Origin of the sequence: Qipengyuania atrilutea (assembly GCF_013370205.1) — a bacterium.
In the GTDB taxonomy this organism is placed as follows: Bacteria; Pseudomonadota; Alphaproteobacteria; order Sphingomonadales; family Sphingomonadaceae; genus Actirhodobacter; species Actirhodobacter atriluteus.
The window spans coordinates 502181-516280 of the sequence record NZ_JABWGV010000001.1; the positions used below are offsets into that span (position 1 = coordinate 502181).

The 14100-nt window shown below is 61.3% G+C and carries 14 protein-coding genes; all 14 read right to left on the reverse strand.

Annotated features, from left to right (window positions below; genetic code table 11):
* Positions 1 to 3 precede the first annotated feature (3 nt).
* On the reverse strand, positions 4 to 1467 hold the full coding sequence (gene nuoN / locus HUV48_RS02480) for an NADH-quinone oxidoreductase subunit NuoN (protein ID WP_176266178.1): 1464 nt from the start codon (positions 1465 to 1467) through the stop codon (positions 4 to 6).
* Positions 1467 to 3017, reverse strand: a complete 1551-nt coding sequence (locus tag HUV48_RS02485; RefSeq protein WP_176266179.1) for an NADH-quinone oxidoreductase subunit M — start codon at positions 3015 to 3017, stop codon at positions 1467 to 1469. Before HUV48_RS02485 ends, nuoN begins: the two co-directional genes overlap by 1 nt.
* Positions 3017 to 5071 (reverse strand): NADH-quinone oxidoreductase subunit L, encoded by a 2055-nt coding sequence (nuoL, locus tag HUV48_RS02490; protein WP_176266180.1) that lies wholly within the window; start codon positions 5069 to 5071, stop codon positions 3017 to 3019. Before nuoL ends, HUV48_RS02485 begins: the two co-directional genes overlap by 1 nt.
* Positions 5072 to 5077: 6 nt before the next feature.
* On the reverse strand, positions 5078 to 5383 hold the full coding sequence (gene nuoK / locus HUV48_RS02495) for an NADH-quinone oxidoreductase subunit NuoK (RefSeq protein WP_176266181.1): 306 nt from the start codon (positions 5381 to 5383) through the stop codon (positions 5078 to 5080).
* A 13-nt stretch (positions 5384 to 5396) separates the two neighbouring features.
* Complete coding sequence (locus HUV48_RS02500) at positions 5397 to 6017, reverse strand: NADH-quinone oxidoreductase subunit J (RefSeq protein WP_176266182.1); 621 nt, start codon at positions 6015 to 6017, stop codon at positions 5397 to 5399.
* Between the two features lie 27 nt (positions 6018 to 6044).
* Positions 6045 to 6530: an NADH-quinone oxidoreductase subunit NuoI gene (nuoI, locus tag HUV48_RS02505; RefSeq protein ID WP_176266183.1), complete on the reverse strand. Its 486-nt coding sequence runs from the start codon at positions 6528 to 6530 to the stop codon at positions 6045 to 6047.
* 1 nt (position 6531) lies between these two features.
* A complete protein-coding gene (gene nuoH, locus HUV48_RS02510) occupies positions 6532 to 7584 on the reverse strand; it encodes an NADH-quinone oxidoreductase subunit NuoH (RefSeq protein ID WP_176266184.1) in 1053 nt (350 codons plus the stop codon).
* On the reverse strand, positions 7584 to 7754 hold the full coding sequence (locus tag HUV48_RS02515; protein ID WP_176266185.1) for a hypothetical protein: 171 nt from the start codon (positions 7752 to 7754) through the stop codon (positions 7584 to 7586). Before HUV48_RS02515 ends, nuoH begins: the two co-directional genes overlap by 1 nt.
* On the reverse strand, positions 7751 to 9745 hold the full coding sequence (nuoG, locus tag HUV48_RS02520) for an NADH-quinone oxidoreductase subunit NuoG (protein ID WP_176266186.1): 1995 nt from the start codon (positions 9743 to 9745) through the stop codon (positions 7751 to 7753). The genes HUV48_RS02515 and nuoG overlap by 4 nt, the downstream gene beginning before the upstream one ends.
* Positions 9745 to 11040, reverse strand: coding sequence for an NADH-quinone oxidoreductase subunit NuoF (gene nuoF, locus HUV48_RS02525; RefSeq protein WP_176266187.1), 1296 nt, complete (start codon positions 11038 to 11040; stop codon positions 9745 to 9747). Before nuoF ends, nuoG begins: the two co-directional genes overlap by 1 nt.
* On the reverse strand, positions 11040 to 11183 hold the full coding sequence (locus tag HUV48_RS02530; RefSeq protein ID WP_176266188.1) for a hypothetical protein: 144 nt from the start codon (positions 11181 to 11183) through the stop codon (positions 11040 to 11042). Before HUV48_RS02530 ends, nuoF begins: the two co-directional genes overlap by 1 nt.
* Positions 11183 to 11851, reverse strand: a complete 669-nt coding sequence (nuoE, locus tag HUV48_RS02535) for an NADH-quinone oxidoreductase subunit NuoE (RefSeq protein WP_176266189.1) — start codon at positions 11849 to 11851, stop codon at positions 11183 to 11185. The genes HUV48_RS02530 and nuoE overlap by 1 nt, the downstream gene beginning before the upstream one ends.
* 165 nt (positions 11852 to 12016) lie before the next feature.
* Positions 12017 to 13231, reverse strand: a complete 1215-nt coding sequence (locus tag HUV48_RS02540; RefSeq protein ID WP_176266190.1) for an NADH-quinone oxidoreductase subunit D — start codon at positions 13229 to 13231, stop codon at positions 12017 to 12019.
* Entirely contained in the window at positions 13228 to 14091 is an 864-nt protein-coding gene (locus HUV48_RS02545; protein ID WP_176266191.1) for an NADH-quinone oxidoreductase subunit C, read from the reverse strand. The genes HUV48_RS02540 and HUV48_RS02545 overlap by 4 nt, the downstream gene beginning before the upstream one ends.
* Positions 14092 to 14100 lie beyond the last annotated feature (9 nt).

Genomic DNA, 14100 nt, shown 5'->3' on the forward strand with positions numbered 1-14100 from the left:
CGCTCAGACGGGAATAAAGAGCGAGGTGGCTGCCCGGTCGGCCCAAGCTCCGAGGGGCTGCGTCAGCAGATAGCCAAGCGGTGAAACGATCACCGCCGCCAGTATCAGCACAGCCCAATGGCCTGCCGGACTCGTGGCAATACCGCGCTCCGTCCGGTCGTCGAAAAACATGACCTTGACGAATTTCAGATAGTAGAATGCACCGATGACGCTGGCGGCGATGCCGATAGCGGCGAGTGCGATCATGTCCGCCTCGACCGCGGCCTGGAACACCACGAACTTGCCCCAGAACCCGAACAGCGGCGGAATGCCGGCAAGGCTGAACATGAGCAGCAGCAGCGACCACGCGATCGCCGGGCGGCGGGTAACAAGACCAGCTATGTCGTCGAAGGTTTCGAGCGCATTACCGTCCTCGTCGCGCAGCATCAGCAGTGCCGCGAAGCTGCCGATCGTCATCGGAACGTAGATCGCGAGATAAACGAGCATCGCGCTCGCTCCTGCAGCACTGGCGGCGGCAAGCCCGATCAAGATGAAGCCGACGTTGTTGATCGACGAGTAGGCGAGGACGCGCTTCAGGCTGTTCTGCCCGATGGCCCCCAGCGCGCCGACCACGATCGACGCGAGCGCGGCGAAGATGACGATCTGCTGCCAGCTGGCGATCTGGCCGGCGAAGGGGTCGAGCGCCATCCGCGCAAGTACGACGACCGCCGCAACCTTTGGCGCGCTGGCGAAGAACGCCGTGACCGGGGTCGGTGCGCCTTCGTACACGTCCGGCGTCCACATGTGGAACGGCACGGCGGAAACCTTGAACGCAAGCCCGGCAAGAACGAACACGACCCCGAACATCGCGCCCGTTCCGAAGCCGTCGGCAAAGGCGATCCGGATCGCGAGGTAGTTGGTGCTGCCCGCGAACCCGTAGACCAAACTCATGCCGTAGAGCAGGATCCCGCTGGCAAGAGCGCCAAGGATGAAATATTTGAGGCCCGCCTCGGACGAGCGCATGTCGTCGCGCGCGAAGCTCGCAAGGACGTAGGACGCAAGGCTCGACAATTCGAGCCCGATATAGAGCGTCAGCAGATCGACCGCGGATACCATCATGCCCATGCCTACCGCGCCGAAAAGCATTAGGACGGGATATTCGGAGCGGTATTGGCGCCTCGCATCGAAAAACTTCGGCGTGACCACCAGACAGGCGATGGTCGCCGCGTAAATAAGGATCTTCGCAAATCCGGCGAAGGCATCTGCCCGGAACAGGCCGCCGAAGGCGTCGCCCGTCAACTCAGCTGTGCTTTCGGCCATCAGGTGGCCGGAAAAGATCATCGCGCCGAACAGCGCCGCCGCCGCGAGGATTGTGACGAGCCGAGCGTAGCGCGTGCCGGTCCAGGCCGATACCAGCAGCAGGATAAGACCCGCGATCGAAAGGCCGATTTCAGCACCGGTTGCGTAAAGGGAAGCGGTGTAGTCCATCAATGCGCCCCCTCGGCCGCAGCCGCGTGTTCTTCTGCGACATAATTCGCTGCACGCGCATTGGGCTCGCCGATCTGCACATCCGCGTCGCCTTCAGGAGCGGCGCGGGCAAGGCGAGCATCGAGCGCGGCAATGTCCTGCCGCATCGGCGCGAGGAAACTTTCGGGATAAATGCCCATCCACAATACGGCAGCTGCAATGGGAGCAAGCATGACCCACTCGCGCACGTTGAGATCGGGCATGGCGGCAGCATCGGCATTGACCTGCTCGCCGAATGCGACCCGGCGGTACAGGTACAGCATGTAGCCGGCGCCTAGGATAATGCCAGTTGTCAGGATCAGCGTAGCCCCGCTCGAGACCTGGTATACGCCGGCAAGACTCAGAAACTCGGCGACGAAGCCGCTTGTGCCCGGAAGGCCGATGCTGGCCATGGTAAAGAACAGGAAGAACAGCGCGTAGCGCGGCATGTTTATGCTGAGGCCGCCGTAGCGCTCGATCTCGCGCGTGTGCAGCCGGTCGTAGATGACGCCGACGCACAGGAACAGCGCACCCGAAACGAGCCCGTGGCTGAGCATCATAATCATCGCGCCTTCCAGGCCCTGTATGTTGAACGCGAACAGGCCCGCAGTGACGATCGCCATATGCGCCACCGATGAGTAGGCGATGAGCTTCTTCATATCGTGCTGCACCAGAGCGATCAGGCTGGTGATTACGACTGCGACCATCGACAGGCCGAAGATTAACCAGACGAACTGCGCGCTCGCTTCTGGGAACATGGGCAAGCTGAAGCGAATGAAGCCGTAGCCTCCCATCTTCAGCAGCACACCCGCCAGAATTACCGAACCCGCGGTCGGCGCCTGGACGTGAGCATCGGGCAGCCAAGTATGGACCGGCCACATCGGCATCTTGACCGCAAAGCTCGCGAAGAACGCAAGCCACAGCCATGTCTGCGCCGAGGGAGCGAAATCATACTGCATCAGGACCGGGATGGAGGTCGTTCCTGCCTCGTTTACCATCCACAGCATCGCGATCAGCATCAGGACCGAGCCGAGCAGCGTATAAAGGAAGAACTTGTAGCTCGCGTATATCCGGTTGTCCCCGCCCCACACGCCGATGATGAGGTACATCGGGATAAGGCCGGCCTCGAAGAAGATGTAGAACAGGAAGATGTCCTGTGCCGCGAAGACACCGATCATCAGCAATTCCATGAACAGGAACGCCGCCATATACTCGCCGACGCGGGTACGGATCGCGTCCCAGCTAGCTAGGATGCAGATCGGCATCAGGAATACGCTGAGCACGATTAGCATGAGGGCAATGCCGTCGATGCCAAGCGCATAGCGGAACACCGCGAAGAGCGAGGCCTCTTCGGTGAACTGCCACTGCGCGCCGCCGATATCGTAGTTGAGCCACAGCAGGATACCGAGCGCTAGGTTCACCAGCGTCGCCACCAGCGCGGTCATGCGCGCGGCCCCGGCGCTGAGGAACAGGCAGGCAAGGCCCGCAGCGAGCGGCACCAGCAGCATGATTGAGAGGATCGGGAAGCCCATCAGAACAGCACCCAGGTAATTGCCGCGACAAGGCCAAGCAGCATGACGAGCGCGTAGCTGTAGACGTATCCGGTCTGTACGCGCTTTGCCGCCGCGCTGCCCTTCGTCACGATCCAGGCTGCGCCGTCAGGACCGAAGCGATCGATCATGCCCTTGTCGACGAAGCGCCAGAACGCCTTGCCGAACGCAAACGCCGGAATGATGAACAGCATGCGGTACAGTTCATCGAAGTACCACTTGTTGTAGAAGAAGCGGTAAACCGGGCCAAGCTGCTCCGCCCCGCGCGCAGGCAGCGACGTATCCTTGATATAGGCAAGGTAGGCCGCAGCCAGCCCCAGCACCATCACGATGAATGCGGCGTATTTCACGAGCGTCGGCACGGCGTGCATCGCGTGAATCAGGGGCTCGTTATAGAAGATCGAACCGTTCCAGAACGCTGCGCTATCCAGGAAGGCTGGCGCGAAAAGCTGGCCGGCGAGGACCGCGCCGAGCGACAGAACGCCAAGCGGGATCAGCATGCTTATCGGGCTTTCGTGCGGGTGATATCCGCCGGTTCCCGCGCTGTAGTTCGGCGAGGGAACGGTGTGCGTGACGTCATGACCTGCATCTTCCTGGATGGCCGGATTGTGCTCTTCAGGTTCGTCATGGCCGTGATGCACGGCGTGCTGAATGTGCTCGCTGTCGGCCCAGCGCGGCTTACCCCAGAAGGTAAGGAACATCAGCCTCCAGCTGTAGAAGCTGGTGAGAAGCGCCGCGAAGGTGCCCATCCAGAAGGCGAAATTGCCGAGATCGGTACCCCGCGCATAGGCGACCTCGAGGATTGCGTCCTTCGACCAGAAGCCAGCAAAGCCTACGCCGAGGTGGTACACGCCCACTCCGGTAATCGCGAGGGTACCCGCCAGCATTGCCCAGAAGGTGAACGGGATTTCCTTACGGAGGGCCCCGTAATAGCGCATGTCTTGCTCATGGTGCATCGCATGGATCACGCTGCCCGCGCCGAGGAACAGCAGCGCTTTGAAGAAGGCGTGGGTGAACAGGTGGAACATTGCCGCGCCGTAAGCACCGACGCCAGCGGCGAAGAACATGTAACCGAGCTGCGAGCAGGTCGAATAAGCGATGACGCGCTTGATGTCCCACTGGGTCGTGCCGACCGTCGCGGCAAAGATGCAGGTTGCAGCGCCGATGAAGGTCACGAAGTCGAGCGCTACCGGTGCAGTCTCGAACATCGGCGACAGACGGCAGACCATGAAGACCCCGGCGGTCACCATGGTCGCGGCATGGATCAGGGCAGACACCGGGGTCGGACCTTCCATCGCGTCGGGGAGCCAGGTGTGCAGGCCAAGCTGCGCGGACTTGCCCATCGCGCCGATGAACAACAGGATGCAAAGCACGTCCATCGTCGCTACCCGGTACCCGAGGAAGCCGATCGTCGCGCCGCTCATGGCCGGTGCCGCTTCGAGAATTTCCGGGATCGAGGTCGTCTGGAACACGAGATAGGTTCCGAAAATGCCGAGCATGAAGCCGAGGTCGCCGACGCGGTTGACCACGAATGCCTTGATCGCCGCGGCGTTGGCGGAGGGCTTACGAAACCAGAAGCCGATCAGCAGATAACTTGCGAGGCCAACGCCTTCCCATCCGAAGAACATCTGGACGAGATTGTTGGCGGTCACGAGCATCAGCATCGCGAAGGTAAAAAGCGACAGATAGGCGAAGAAGCGCGGCTGATCCGGGTCCTCGTCCATGTAGCCCCAACTGTAGAGGTGGACGAGCGCCGATACCGTCGTCACCACGACCAGCATTACGGCGGTCAGCGTGTCGACCCGCAGCGACCAGTCGAAAGTCAGCGTGCCCGACTGCACCCACGGCAGAACCTGAACGACGCTGGCTTCCATAGTGCCCGACAGGAAGCCGAGGAAGATCGGCCAGCTCAGTGCGCAGGCGATGGACAAAGCGCCAGTGGTCACCGACTTCGCCAAGGTATTACCGAGCGCGCGGTTGCCGAAGCCTGCGATGATCGCTGCCAAAAGCGGCAGGAAGACGATGAGCGTGATCATGGCGTCCTACCCCTTCAGCCGGTCAACGTCGTCGACGGCAATCGTCCCGCGGCCGCGGAAATAGATGACGAGGATGGCGAGCCCGATGGCCGCTTCCCCTGCCGCCACGGTCAGCACGAACATCGCGAAAATCTGTCCGATCATGTCGCCCAGAAACGCACTGAAAGCGACCAGATTGATGTTGACCGCCAGCAGAATAAGCTCGATCGCCATCAAAATGACGATGATGTTCTTCCGGTTGAGGAAGATGCCAAGCACACCGAGCACGAACAGGATCGCGCCGACCACGAGATAGTGTTCGATACCGATCACAGTGTCACTCCGTTCATAGCTCGACCCCGGCGCCGACTTCAGGCTGCTTCATAACCGTCGCCTCGTCCGGATTGCGCCGGACCTGTTTGCCGATGTTCTGATGGCCGCGGGTCGCCTTCTGCTCCCGGTGAGTCAGCACGATCGCGCCGACCATCGCGACGAGCAGGATGATGCCCGCCGCCTCGAACAGGAACAGATAGTCGGTATAAAGTACCGCGCCGAGACTATCGATATTGCCGCGCCCGGGGATCGGCACAGCGTCGCCTGTAGGGGCGCCCAATTGCAGCGCTCCGGCCCGATATGCCCCGATGCCAAGCACCAATTCGGTAAGCAGCACCACCGCGATCGCCACGCCGATGGGAAAGTTCTTCATGAAACCTGCGCGCAGTTCGCTGAAATCGATGTCGAGCATCATGACGACGAACAGGAACAGTACTGCGACCGCACCTACGTAGACGATAACCAGCAACAGCGCGATGAACTCGGCGCCCACCAGCACCATGAGGCCCGCCGCATTGAAGAACGACAGAATCAGCCATAGCACCGAATGCACCGGATTGCGCGACAGGATAACCATCGTCGCACTGGCGGTGACGAGCACTGCGAACAGGTAGAAGGCGAGAGTCTGGATCATGATGCCCCGGTTGGTCTGCGCCGCGCGTTAGCGGTAGGGCGCATCGGCTTCAAGGTTTGCTGCGAGCGCGCGCTCCCACTTGTCCCCGTTCGCCAGCAATTTCGCCTTGTCGTAGAGCAGTTCCTCGCGCGTTTCGGTCGAATATTCGAAATTCGGACCTTCGACGATCGCATCGACCGGACAGGATTCCTGGCAGAAACCGCAATAGATGCACTTGGTCATATCGATGTCGTAGCGCGTGGTGCGGCGGCTGCCGTCCGCGCGCGGTTCGCTCTCGATGGTGATCGCCTGCGCCGGGCATACCGCCTCGCACAGTTTGCACGCGATACAGCGCTCCTCGCCGTTGGGATAGCGGCGCAGCGCGTGTTCGCCGCGGAAGCGCGGGCTGATCGGGTTCTTCTCGTACGGGTAGTTGATCGTCACCTTCGGCTTGAAGAAGTACTTCAGCGTGAGCGCGTGCGCCTTCACGAACTCCCACAGGGTGAACGCCTTGATGGTGGATGCGACGGACATTTTATCCATACCTCGTAAGCATGAGCCAACCGCTGGTCAGGACCACGAATGCGAGGCTCAACGGAAGGAAGACTTTCCACCCGAGGCGCATGAGTTGGTCGTAACGGAAGCGGGGCACGGTCGCCTTCACCCAGCTGAAGACGAAGAAGAAGAAGAAGATCTTGGCGAACAACCAGATGAAGCCCGGAATGTCGAACCACGGAATGAGGTCGATATTGAGCGGTGGCAACCATCCTCCGAAGAAGAGGATCGCGTTGAGCGCCGCCATCAGCAACACGTTGGCATACTCGCCGAGCCAGAACAGCGCGAAGCTCATCGAGGAATACTCGGTCTGGTATCCGGCCACGAGCTCGCTTTCGGCCTCGGTCAGGTCGAACGGCGCGCGGGCCGTTTCGGCGAGCGAGGAGATGAGGAACATCACCCACATCGGGAACAGCAGCAGGTTGAACGCGAAGGCGTTTACGAGCCCGAAACCGTGGCCGATCTGCGCGACGATGATCGTGTTGAGATTGCTCGACCCGGCATAGAGGATCACGCAGATCAGGATGAACCCGATCGAAACCTCGTATGAGATCATCTGCGCTGCGGCGCGCATGGCGGAGAAGAACGGGTATTTCGAGTTCGATGCCCAGCCCGACACGACTACGCCGTATACGCCGAGCGAGCTGATCGCGAGCACATAGAGCAGGCCGATATTGATGTCGGCCAGCACCGCCTCCGGTCCGAAAGGTATCACCGCCCAGGCAAGCAGCGCGACCGTAAAGGTCACGATCGGGGCGATCAGGAACAGGCCCTTGTTCGCCGCGCTCGGTATGATGGTTTCCTGAAGGAATACCTTGAGCCCGTCCGCAAAGGATTGCAGCAGGCCGAACGGTCCGACGACGTTCGGACCGCGGCGCAGCGCGATTGCAGCCCAAACCTTGCGGTCGACGTAGATGATCATCGCCACCGCCAGCATCAGCGGCAGTGCAATGAGCAGTATACCGGCAATCGTCGCTGTGAACCACGCGAACTCGTAGCTCATGCCGAGAGTGTTCTGGAAGAAATCGGTCATTAGTCACTACCCCCCGGAGTCGCATAGCCGTTGTCGGCATTGATTGCGGAAGCATCGGGAGTCCGCTTCTTCAGATCCTCATTGGATTTGCGTTCGGTCAGTCTCATTGAAAGGACGAGTACGGCTGCGACTAGAAGCAGCGCAACCACGATGGCGAAAACCACAATCACTCCGCAGCCTCCTGCAGTTCGCCTGCATGCAGCAGTTCGGAAGAGCAGCGCTGCATCACTTCACTGGCGCGTGCGATTGGATTGGTAAGGTAGAAGTCGCGCACCGGATAGGCCGAAATTTCGCCCTCGGCCCGCGTATTCTTGTCCGCTTCCGGCAGTGCGCCATAGTCGGCTAGGCCTTCTTCGCCCAGCGCCGGCACTTCGGCGATCATTGCGCTCTGCAATTCGCCGAAGCTGTCGAAGCCGACCTCGACGCCCAATGCATCGGCCAGCGCACGCAGGATTGTCCAGTCCTCGCGGGCATCGCCTGGGGCGAACACTGCTTTCTCCGCGAACTGTACGCGGCCTTCGGTATTGACGTAAGTTCCGTCTTTCTCGGCGTAGGATGCAGCGGGAAGGATGATATCCGCTGCGTGCGCGCCGGCGTCGCCGTGATGGCCCACATACACCTTCAGGCTGTCAGCAAACGAAGCGTAATCCGTTTCGTCCGCGCCGAGCGAGAGCAGCACCTTCGGTTTGGCCTCCGCGATGTCCGCGATGCCGCCCTTCTGCGCGTAGCCAAGCATCAGCCCGCCCATGCGGCTCGCCGACATGTGCAGCACGTTGAAAGCAGCGCCCCAACCGGCGGCAAGCGCCAGCGCTTTACCATGTGCGTTCTTGAGCCCCGCCCCTCCGACGATCACCGCCGGACGTTCGGCTTTCTCGAACGTTTCGGCGATATGGCTAGGCAGTTCGTTGAGTATGGCGAGATCGGTGCCAATAAACTCCGCCGGATAGGTCGTATCCCATGCCGGTCCGACGATGAAAATCTTCGCGCCGCGCTTTGCCGCCTTGCGCAGTCGCACGTTCACTAGCGGCGCTTCCCAGCGCACATGACTGCCGACGATCAGGATCGCATCGGCTTCTTCGATACCTGCAAAGCTCGAATTGAAGTTCACTGCGGCGAGATTCGAGACGTCGTAGGCCATGCCGGTCTGCCGCCCTTCGAGCAGGTTCGATCCGCACGCCCTCAGCAAGGCCTTGGCCGCGAACATCGTTTCGCAGTCGACGAGATCGCCTGCGATCGCCGCGATGCTGCCTTTGTCGCCCGCCACGGCCTCGGCAATAGCCGTGAACGCCTCGTCCCAACCTGCAGCCTGCAGCTTGCCGTCCCTGCGCATGTAGACCTTGTCGAGCCGTCGGCGCATCAGCCCGTCGACCTGATAGCGGCCCTTGTCGCTCAACCATTCCTCGTTCACCGCATCGTTGATCCGCGGCAGGGCGCGCATGACTTCGCGGCCCTTCGAATAAAGCGTGATGTTCGCGCCGACCGCATCCGAAACATCGATGCTGAGCGTTTTCTTCAGCTCCCACGGCCGCGCCTCGAAGGCATAGGGACGCGATGTGAGCGCGCCGACCGGGCACAAATCGATGACGTTGGCGCTGAGTTCGTGCTCTGCCGCCTGCTCGAGATACGTCGTGATCTGCATGTCCTCGCCGCGGCCCACTGCGCCGATCTCGTCCACGCCGGCGATCTCCTCGGAAAAACGGACGCAGCGCGTGCAATGAATGCAGCGGGTCATGATCGTCTTAATCAGCGGCCCCATGTATTTCTCTGTCACGGCGCGCTTGTTCATCCGGTAGCGCGTCGCCCCGCGCCCGTAATACATCGACTGGTCCTGCAGGTCGCATTCGCCGCCCTGATCGCAGATCGGACAATCGAGCGGGTGGTTGATGAGCAGGAATTCCATCACGCCTTCGCGCGCAGTCTTCACCATTTCGGTATCGGTGCGGATTTCCTGCCCGTCGGTCGCCGGCAGCGCGCAGCTTGCCTGCGGCTTGGGCGGTCCGGGCTTCACCTCGACAAGGCACATCCGGCAATTGCCCGCGATCGAGAGGCGCTCGTGATAGCAGAAGCGCGGGATTTCCTTACCCGCAAGCTCGCACGCCTGCAGCACGGTCGCGCCGTCGGGTACTTCGATCTCCAAGCCGTCTACGGTGACTTTAGGCATTATTCGGCCGCCTCTGCGAATTTGGCGTTGTGTTCTTCGATCCGCTTTTCGAGTTCCGGGCGGAAGTGGCGGATCAGGCCCTGAATTGGCCAGGCCGCCGCATCGCCGAGCGCGCAGATCGTATGGCCCTCGACCTGCTTCGTAACCTGCTGCAGCATGTCGATTTCTTCGATCGCCGCATCGCCGGTCCGCAGCCGCTCCATCATGCGCCACATCCAGCCCGTGCCTTCGCGGCAGGGGGTGCACTGACCGCAGCTCTCGTGCTTGTAGAAGTAGCTGATGCGGCTGATTGCGCGGACGATGTCGGTCGACTTGTCCATGACGATGACCGCTGCCGTGCCGAGGCCCGAGCCGAGTTCCTTCAGCCCGTCGAAATCCATCGGCGCGTCCATGATTTCCCTCGCCGGAACGAGGGGAACCGACGAGCCGCCGGGGATGACTGCGAGCAGATTGTCCCATCCGCCGATGATGCCGCCGCAGTGCCGCTCGATCAGTTCACGGAAGGGAATGCTCATCTCTTCCTCGACCACACAGGGCTGCTCGACATGGCCGGAAATCTGGAACAGCTTAGTTCCGGCATTGCCTTCGCGTCCGAAACTGGAGAACCACGCCGCGCCGCGCCGCAGGATGGTCGGGACGACCGCAATACTCTCGACATTGTTCACTGTCGTCGGACAGCCGTAGAGGCCTGCACCCGCCGGGAACGGAGGCTTGAGGCGCGGCTGCCCCTTCTTGCCTTCGAGGCTTTCGATCATCGCGGTTTCTTCGCCGCAGATATAGGCGCCGGCGCCGCGGTGCATGAAAACGTCGAAATCGTAACCCGATTGGGAGGCGTTCTTGCCGATCAGACCGGCATCGTAAGCTTCGTCGATTGCCGCCTGCAGTGTCTCAGCCTCGCGGATATATTCGCCGCGGATGTAGATATACGCTGCCCGCGCACGCATGGCATAGCCGGCGACCAGCGCGCCTTCGATCAACTTGTGCGGATCGTGGCGGAGGATCTCGCGGTCCTTGCAAGAGCCCGGTTCGGATTCGTCAGCGTTGATGACGAGGAAGCTCGGCCGTCCGTCTTTCGATTCCTTCGGCATGAAGGACCATTTGAGGCCGGTGGGAAAGCCCGCCCCGCCCCGGCCGCGCAGGCCCGAGGCCTTCATCTCGTCGATGATTGCGTCATGTCCGCGCCCGATGAGCGCCTTGGTATCGTCCCAGTCGCCGCGCTGCTGCGCTGCCTTCAGCCCCCGGTCCTGAAAGCCGTAGACATTGGTGAAGATGCGATCCTTGTCGGCAAGTGCCATCAGCCAAGTCCTCCGAATACGGCGATAGCCGCGACGATCAGAATGCCGACGAGTGCGACGGTCTTGATCATGCCTTTCAGCACTTTCCAAGCGATGACGATCGCGATCAGCGCGACGATGATGGTGACGATACTGCCGTCCATTACCATTCGCTCCGATAGTCGTGGTTCTCGTCGACCATTTCCTTGAGCGTGGTCACGCCGCCGTAAGGCTCGCTGGTATGGCGGCCCGGCTCCTGCGTCCCGGCTTTCGGCTGCTCGCCAGCGGCCAGAGCATCGAGAACCGCGTCGAGCCTTTCGGGCGTAAGGTCCTCGTAATTGTCGTCGTTGATCTGGGCCATCGGCGCGGTGGCGCAATTGCCCATGCATTCGACTTCGGTAAGGGTCCATAGACCGTCCTCGGAGACGTGGCCCTTCTTCATGCCGCGCGCCTTGCAGGTTTCGAACAGCGCGTCCGATCCGCGCAGCATGCACGGCGTCGTGCCGCAGACCTGCACGTGATGCTTACCCACGGGCCGCATGTTGTACATGAAGTAGAAGGTCGCGACTTCGAGCACACGGATCACCGGCATGTCGAGATAGGCGGCGACATATTCGATCACCGGCAGCGGCAGCCAGCCCTGCGTACCCGTTTCCTCGCCGACCTGGCGCTGGGCAAGGTCTAGCAGCGGCATCACCGCCGATTTCTGACGGCCTTCAGGATATTTCGCGATGTGCCTGTCGGCCTTAACTTTGTAGGCCTCGGTGAAAGCGAAACTGCCCCAGCGTGCGCGCAGTTCGGGCGTATCGGGTGCGGGTGAACGGTCAGCCATTTTTCAGTTTCCGGACGATCTGCCCCGAACCTATGCCCACAATGGCACTTACGACCGCGCCAATTATGAGCGCTGCATCGAACGAACTAGGCGAAATCGTAGTAAGCACGACGGCCGCGGAACAACCCAGAAGTGCCGCTATCACAATCAGTTTGTTCATTTCTATCACCGGTCGCACTCCCCGAACACCACGTCGATTGCGCCGAGGATGGCGGTTGCGTCGGGCAGCATGTGGCCCTTACACATGAAATCCATCGCCTGGAGGTGGCTGAAGGCCGTCGGACGGATCTTGCAGCGGTATGGTTTGTTCGACCCGTCGCTGACGAGATAGACGCCGAATTCGCCCTTGGGGCTTTCGGTGGCGACATAGACTTCGCCTGCGGGCACGTGAAAGCCTTCGGTGTAAAGCTTGAAGTGGTGGATCAAGGCTTCCATCGACTGCTTCATTTCGGCGCGCTTGGGCGGCGCTACCTTGCGGTCGTCGCTCGCGATCGGCCCTTCGGGCATTTCGGCGAGGCACTGCTTGATGATCTTCGCGCTTTCGTAGACTTCCTTCACGCGCACCATGAAGCGGTCGTAGCAGTCCGAGTTCGTGCCTACCGGAATGTCGAATTCCATACGGTCATAGACGTCGTAGGGCTGCGATTTGCGCAAATCCCACGGAATGCCTGCAGCGCGGATCAGCGGACCGGAGAAGCCCCAGGCCAGCGCATCGTCCTTGCTTACGATCGCGATGTCGACGTTGCGCTGCTTGAAGATGCGGTTGTCGAGCACGAGGCTCATCGCATCGCCGAACAATTCCGGCAGACGGCTGTCCACCCAATCGCCGATATCAGTGAGCAATTTCAGCGGCACGTCCTGATGAACGCCGCCGGGGCGGAAATACGCACTGTGCATACGCGCGCCCGAAGCCCGCTCGAAGAAGTTCATGCAGTCTTCGCGCAGTTCGAACACCCACAGGTTCGGCGTCATAGCACCGACGTCCATGACGTGCGCGCCGATGTTGAGCATATGGTTCGAAATGCGCGTCAGTTCGGCGAACATGACCCGCAGGTATTGCGCGCGGATCGGCACCTCGACGTTGAGCAGTTTCTCGATCGCGAGGACGTAGGAATGTTCCTGGCACAGCGGAGAGCAGTAATCGAGGCGGTCGAAATACGGCAGTGCCTGCAGGTATGTCTTGGTTTCGATCAACTTCTCGGTGCCGCGGTGAAGCAGCCCGACATGCGGATCGACCCGCTCGATGATCTCACCGTCGAGTTCCATCACCATGCGCAGCACACCGTGCGCCGCCGGATGCTGCGGGCCGAAGTTGATAGTGTAGTTGCTGATCGTATCGTCGCCGGTGGTCGGCGATTCTTCCAGGTGCAAACCGCTCATGACTCGCCTTTCCCGCCCGTTGCCTGCGGCTCGGTCGCGGCTTTCGTATCAGTCGTCTTGCCCTTGCGCTTCGCGCGGTCCGGCCGGTCCTCGGTCGGATCGGGAGGCGGCGTGCGGTAATCGCCGCCGTCTTCCTCTGCGGGAGAGCCGGCGCTAACCTTGTCGTCAGCCTTCTCGTCCGTATCCGCACCCGCACCGGTATCGGCGGGACTGTCCGTTACCTTGGGCTCGTCGACGGGCGGCGTATCGGCCTTCTCGTCACCCGGAAGCACGTAGTCCGCGCCTTCCCACGGGCTCATGAAATCGAACTGCCGCAAATCCTGCGCGAGCTCGACCGGTTCGTAGACGACGCGCTTCTCATCTTCGGAATAACGCAGTTCGATATAGCCGGTCAGCGGGAAGTCCTTGCGGAAGGGATGCCCTTCGAACCCGTAATCGGTGAGGATACGGCGCAGATCGGTATTGCCGTCGAACACGACGCCGTAGAGGTCGAACACTTCGCGCTCCAGCCAACCCGCATTGTACCACAGCGAGGTGACGGAAGGGACCGGAGTATTCTCGTCCGTGCTGGTCTTCACGATGATGCGGTGGTTCTTGGTCACCGACAGCAGCATGTAGACGACCTCGAAGCGCTCCGCCCGCGAGGGAAAATCGACGCCCGCGATCTCCATCAACTGCTGGTACTGGTGCTCGTCGCGCAGCGTACGCAGCACATCCTCGATACCCTCGCGCGCGACGGTGAAGATGAGTTCGCCGTGCTCCTCGTGCGAACGCAGATGATGCGCACCCAGCGCCTGTTCGAGCGTGGCGGCGACACCGTCGTGCGAAGCGATACGCGGCGCGGAATGAATGACAGCCATGCGCTCGCC

What these genes read in the sequence shown, in the direction of transcription:
- nuoN (WP_176266178.1), bottom strand. Translation starts at nt 1,467, where the DNA reads ATGGACTACACCGCTTCCCTTTACGCAACCGGTGCTGAAATCGGCCTT.
- HUV48_RS02485 (WP_176266179.1), bottom strand. Translation starts at nt 3,017, where the DNA reads ATGGGCTTCCCGATCCTCTCAATCATGCTGCTGGTGCCGCTCGCTGCG.
- nuoL (WP_176266180.1), bottom strand. Translation starts at nt 5,071, where the DNA reads ATGATCACGCTCATCGTCTTCCTGCCGCTTTTGGCAGCGATCATCGCA.
- HUV48_RS02500 (WP_176266182.1), bottom strand. Translation starts at nt 6,017, where the DNA reads ATGATCCAGACTCTCGCCTTCTACCTGTTCGCAGTGCTCGTCACCGCC.
- nuoI (WP_176266183.1), bottom strand. Translation starts at nt 6,530, where the DNA reads ATGTCCGTCGCATCCACCATCAAGGCGTTCACCCTGTGGGAGTTCGTG.
- nuoH (WP_176266184.1), bottom strand. Translation starts at nt 7,584, where the DNA reads ATGACCGATTTCTTCCAGAACACTCTCGGCATGAGCTACGAGTTCGCG.
- nuoG (WP_176266186.1), bottom strand. Translation starts at nt 9,745, where the DNA reads ATGCCTAAAGTCACCGTAGACGGCTTGGAGATCGAAGTACCCGACGGC.
- nuoF (WP_176266187.1), bottom strand. Translation starts at nt 11,040, where the DNA reads ATGGCACTTGCCGACAAGGATCGCATCTTCACCAATGTCTACGGCTTT.
- HUV48_RS02530 (WP_176266188.1), bottom strand. Translation starts at nt 11,183, where the DNA reads ATGGACGGCAGTATCGTCACCATCATCGTCGCGCTGATCGCGATCGTC.
- nuoE (WP_176266189.1), bottom strand. Translation starts at nt 11,851, where the DNA reads ATGGCTGACCGTTCACCCGCACCCGATACGCCCGAACTGCGCGCACGC.
- HUV48_RS02540 (WP_176266190.1), bottom strand. Translation starts at nt 13,231, where the DNA reads ATGAGCGGTTTGCACCTGGAAGAATCGCCGACCACCGGCGACGATACG.
- HUV48_RS02545 (WP_176266191.1), bottom strand. Translation starts at nt 14,091, where the DNA reads ATGGCTGTCATTCATTCCGCGCCGCGTATCGCTTCGCACGACGGTGTC.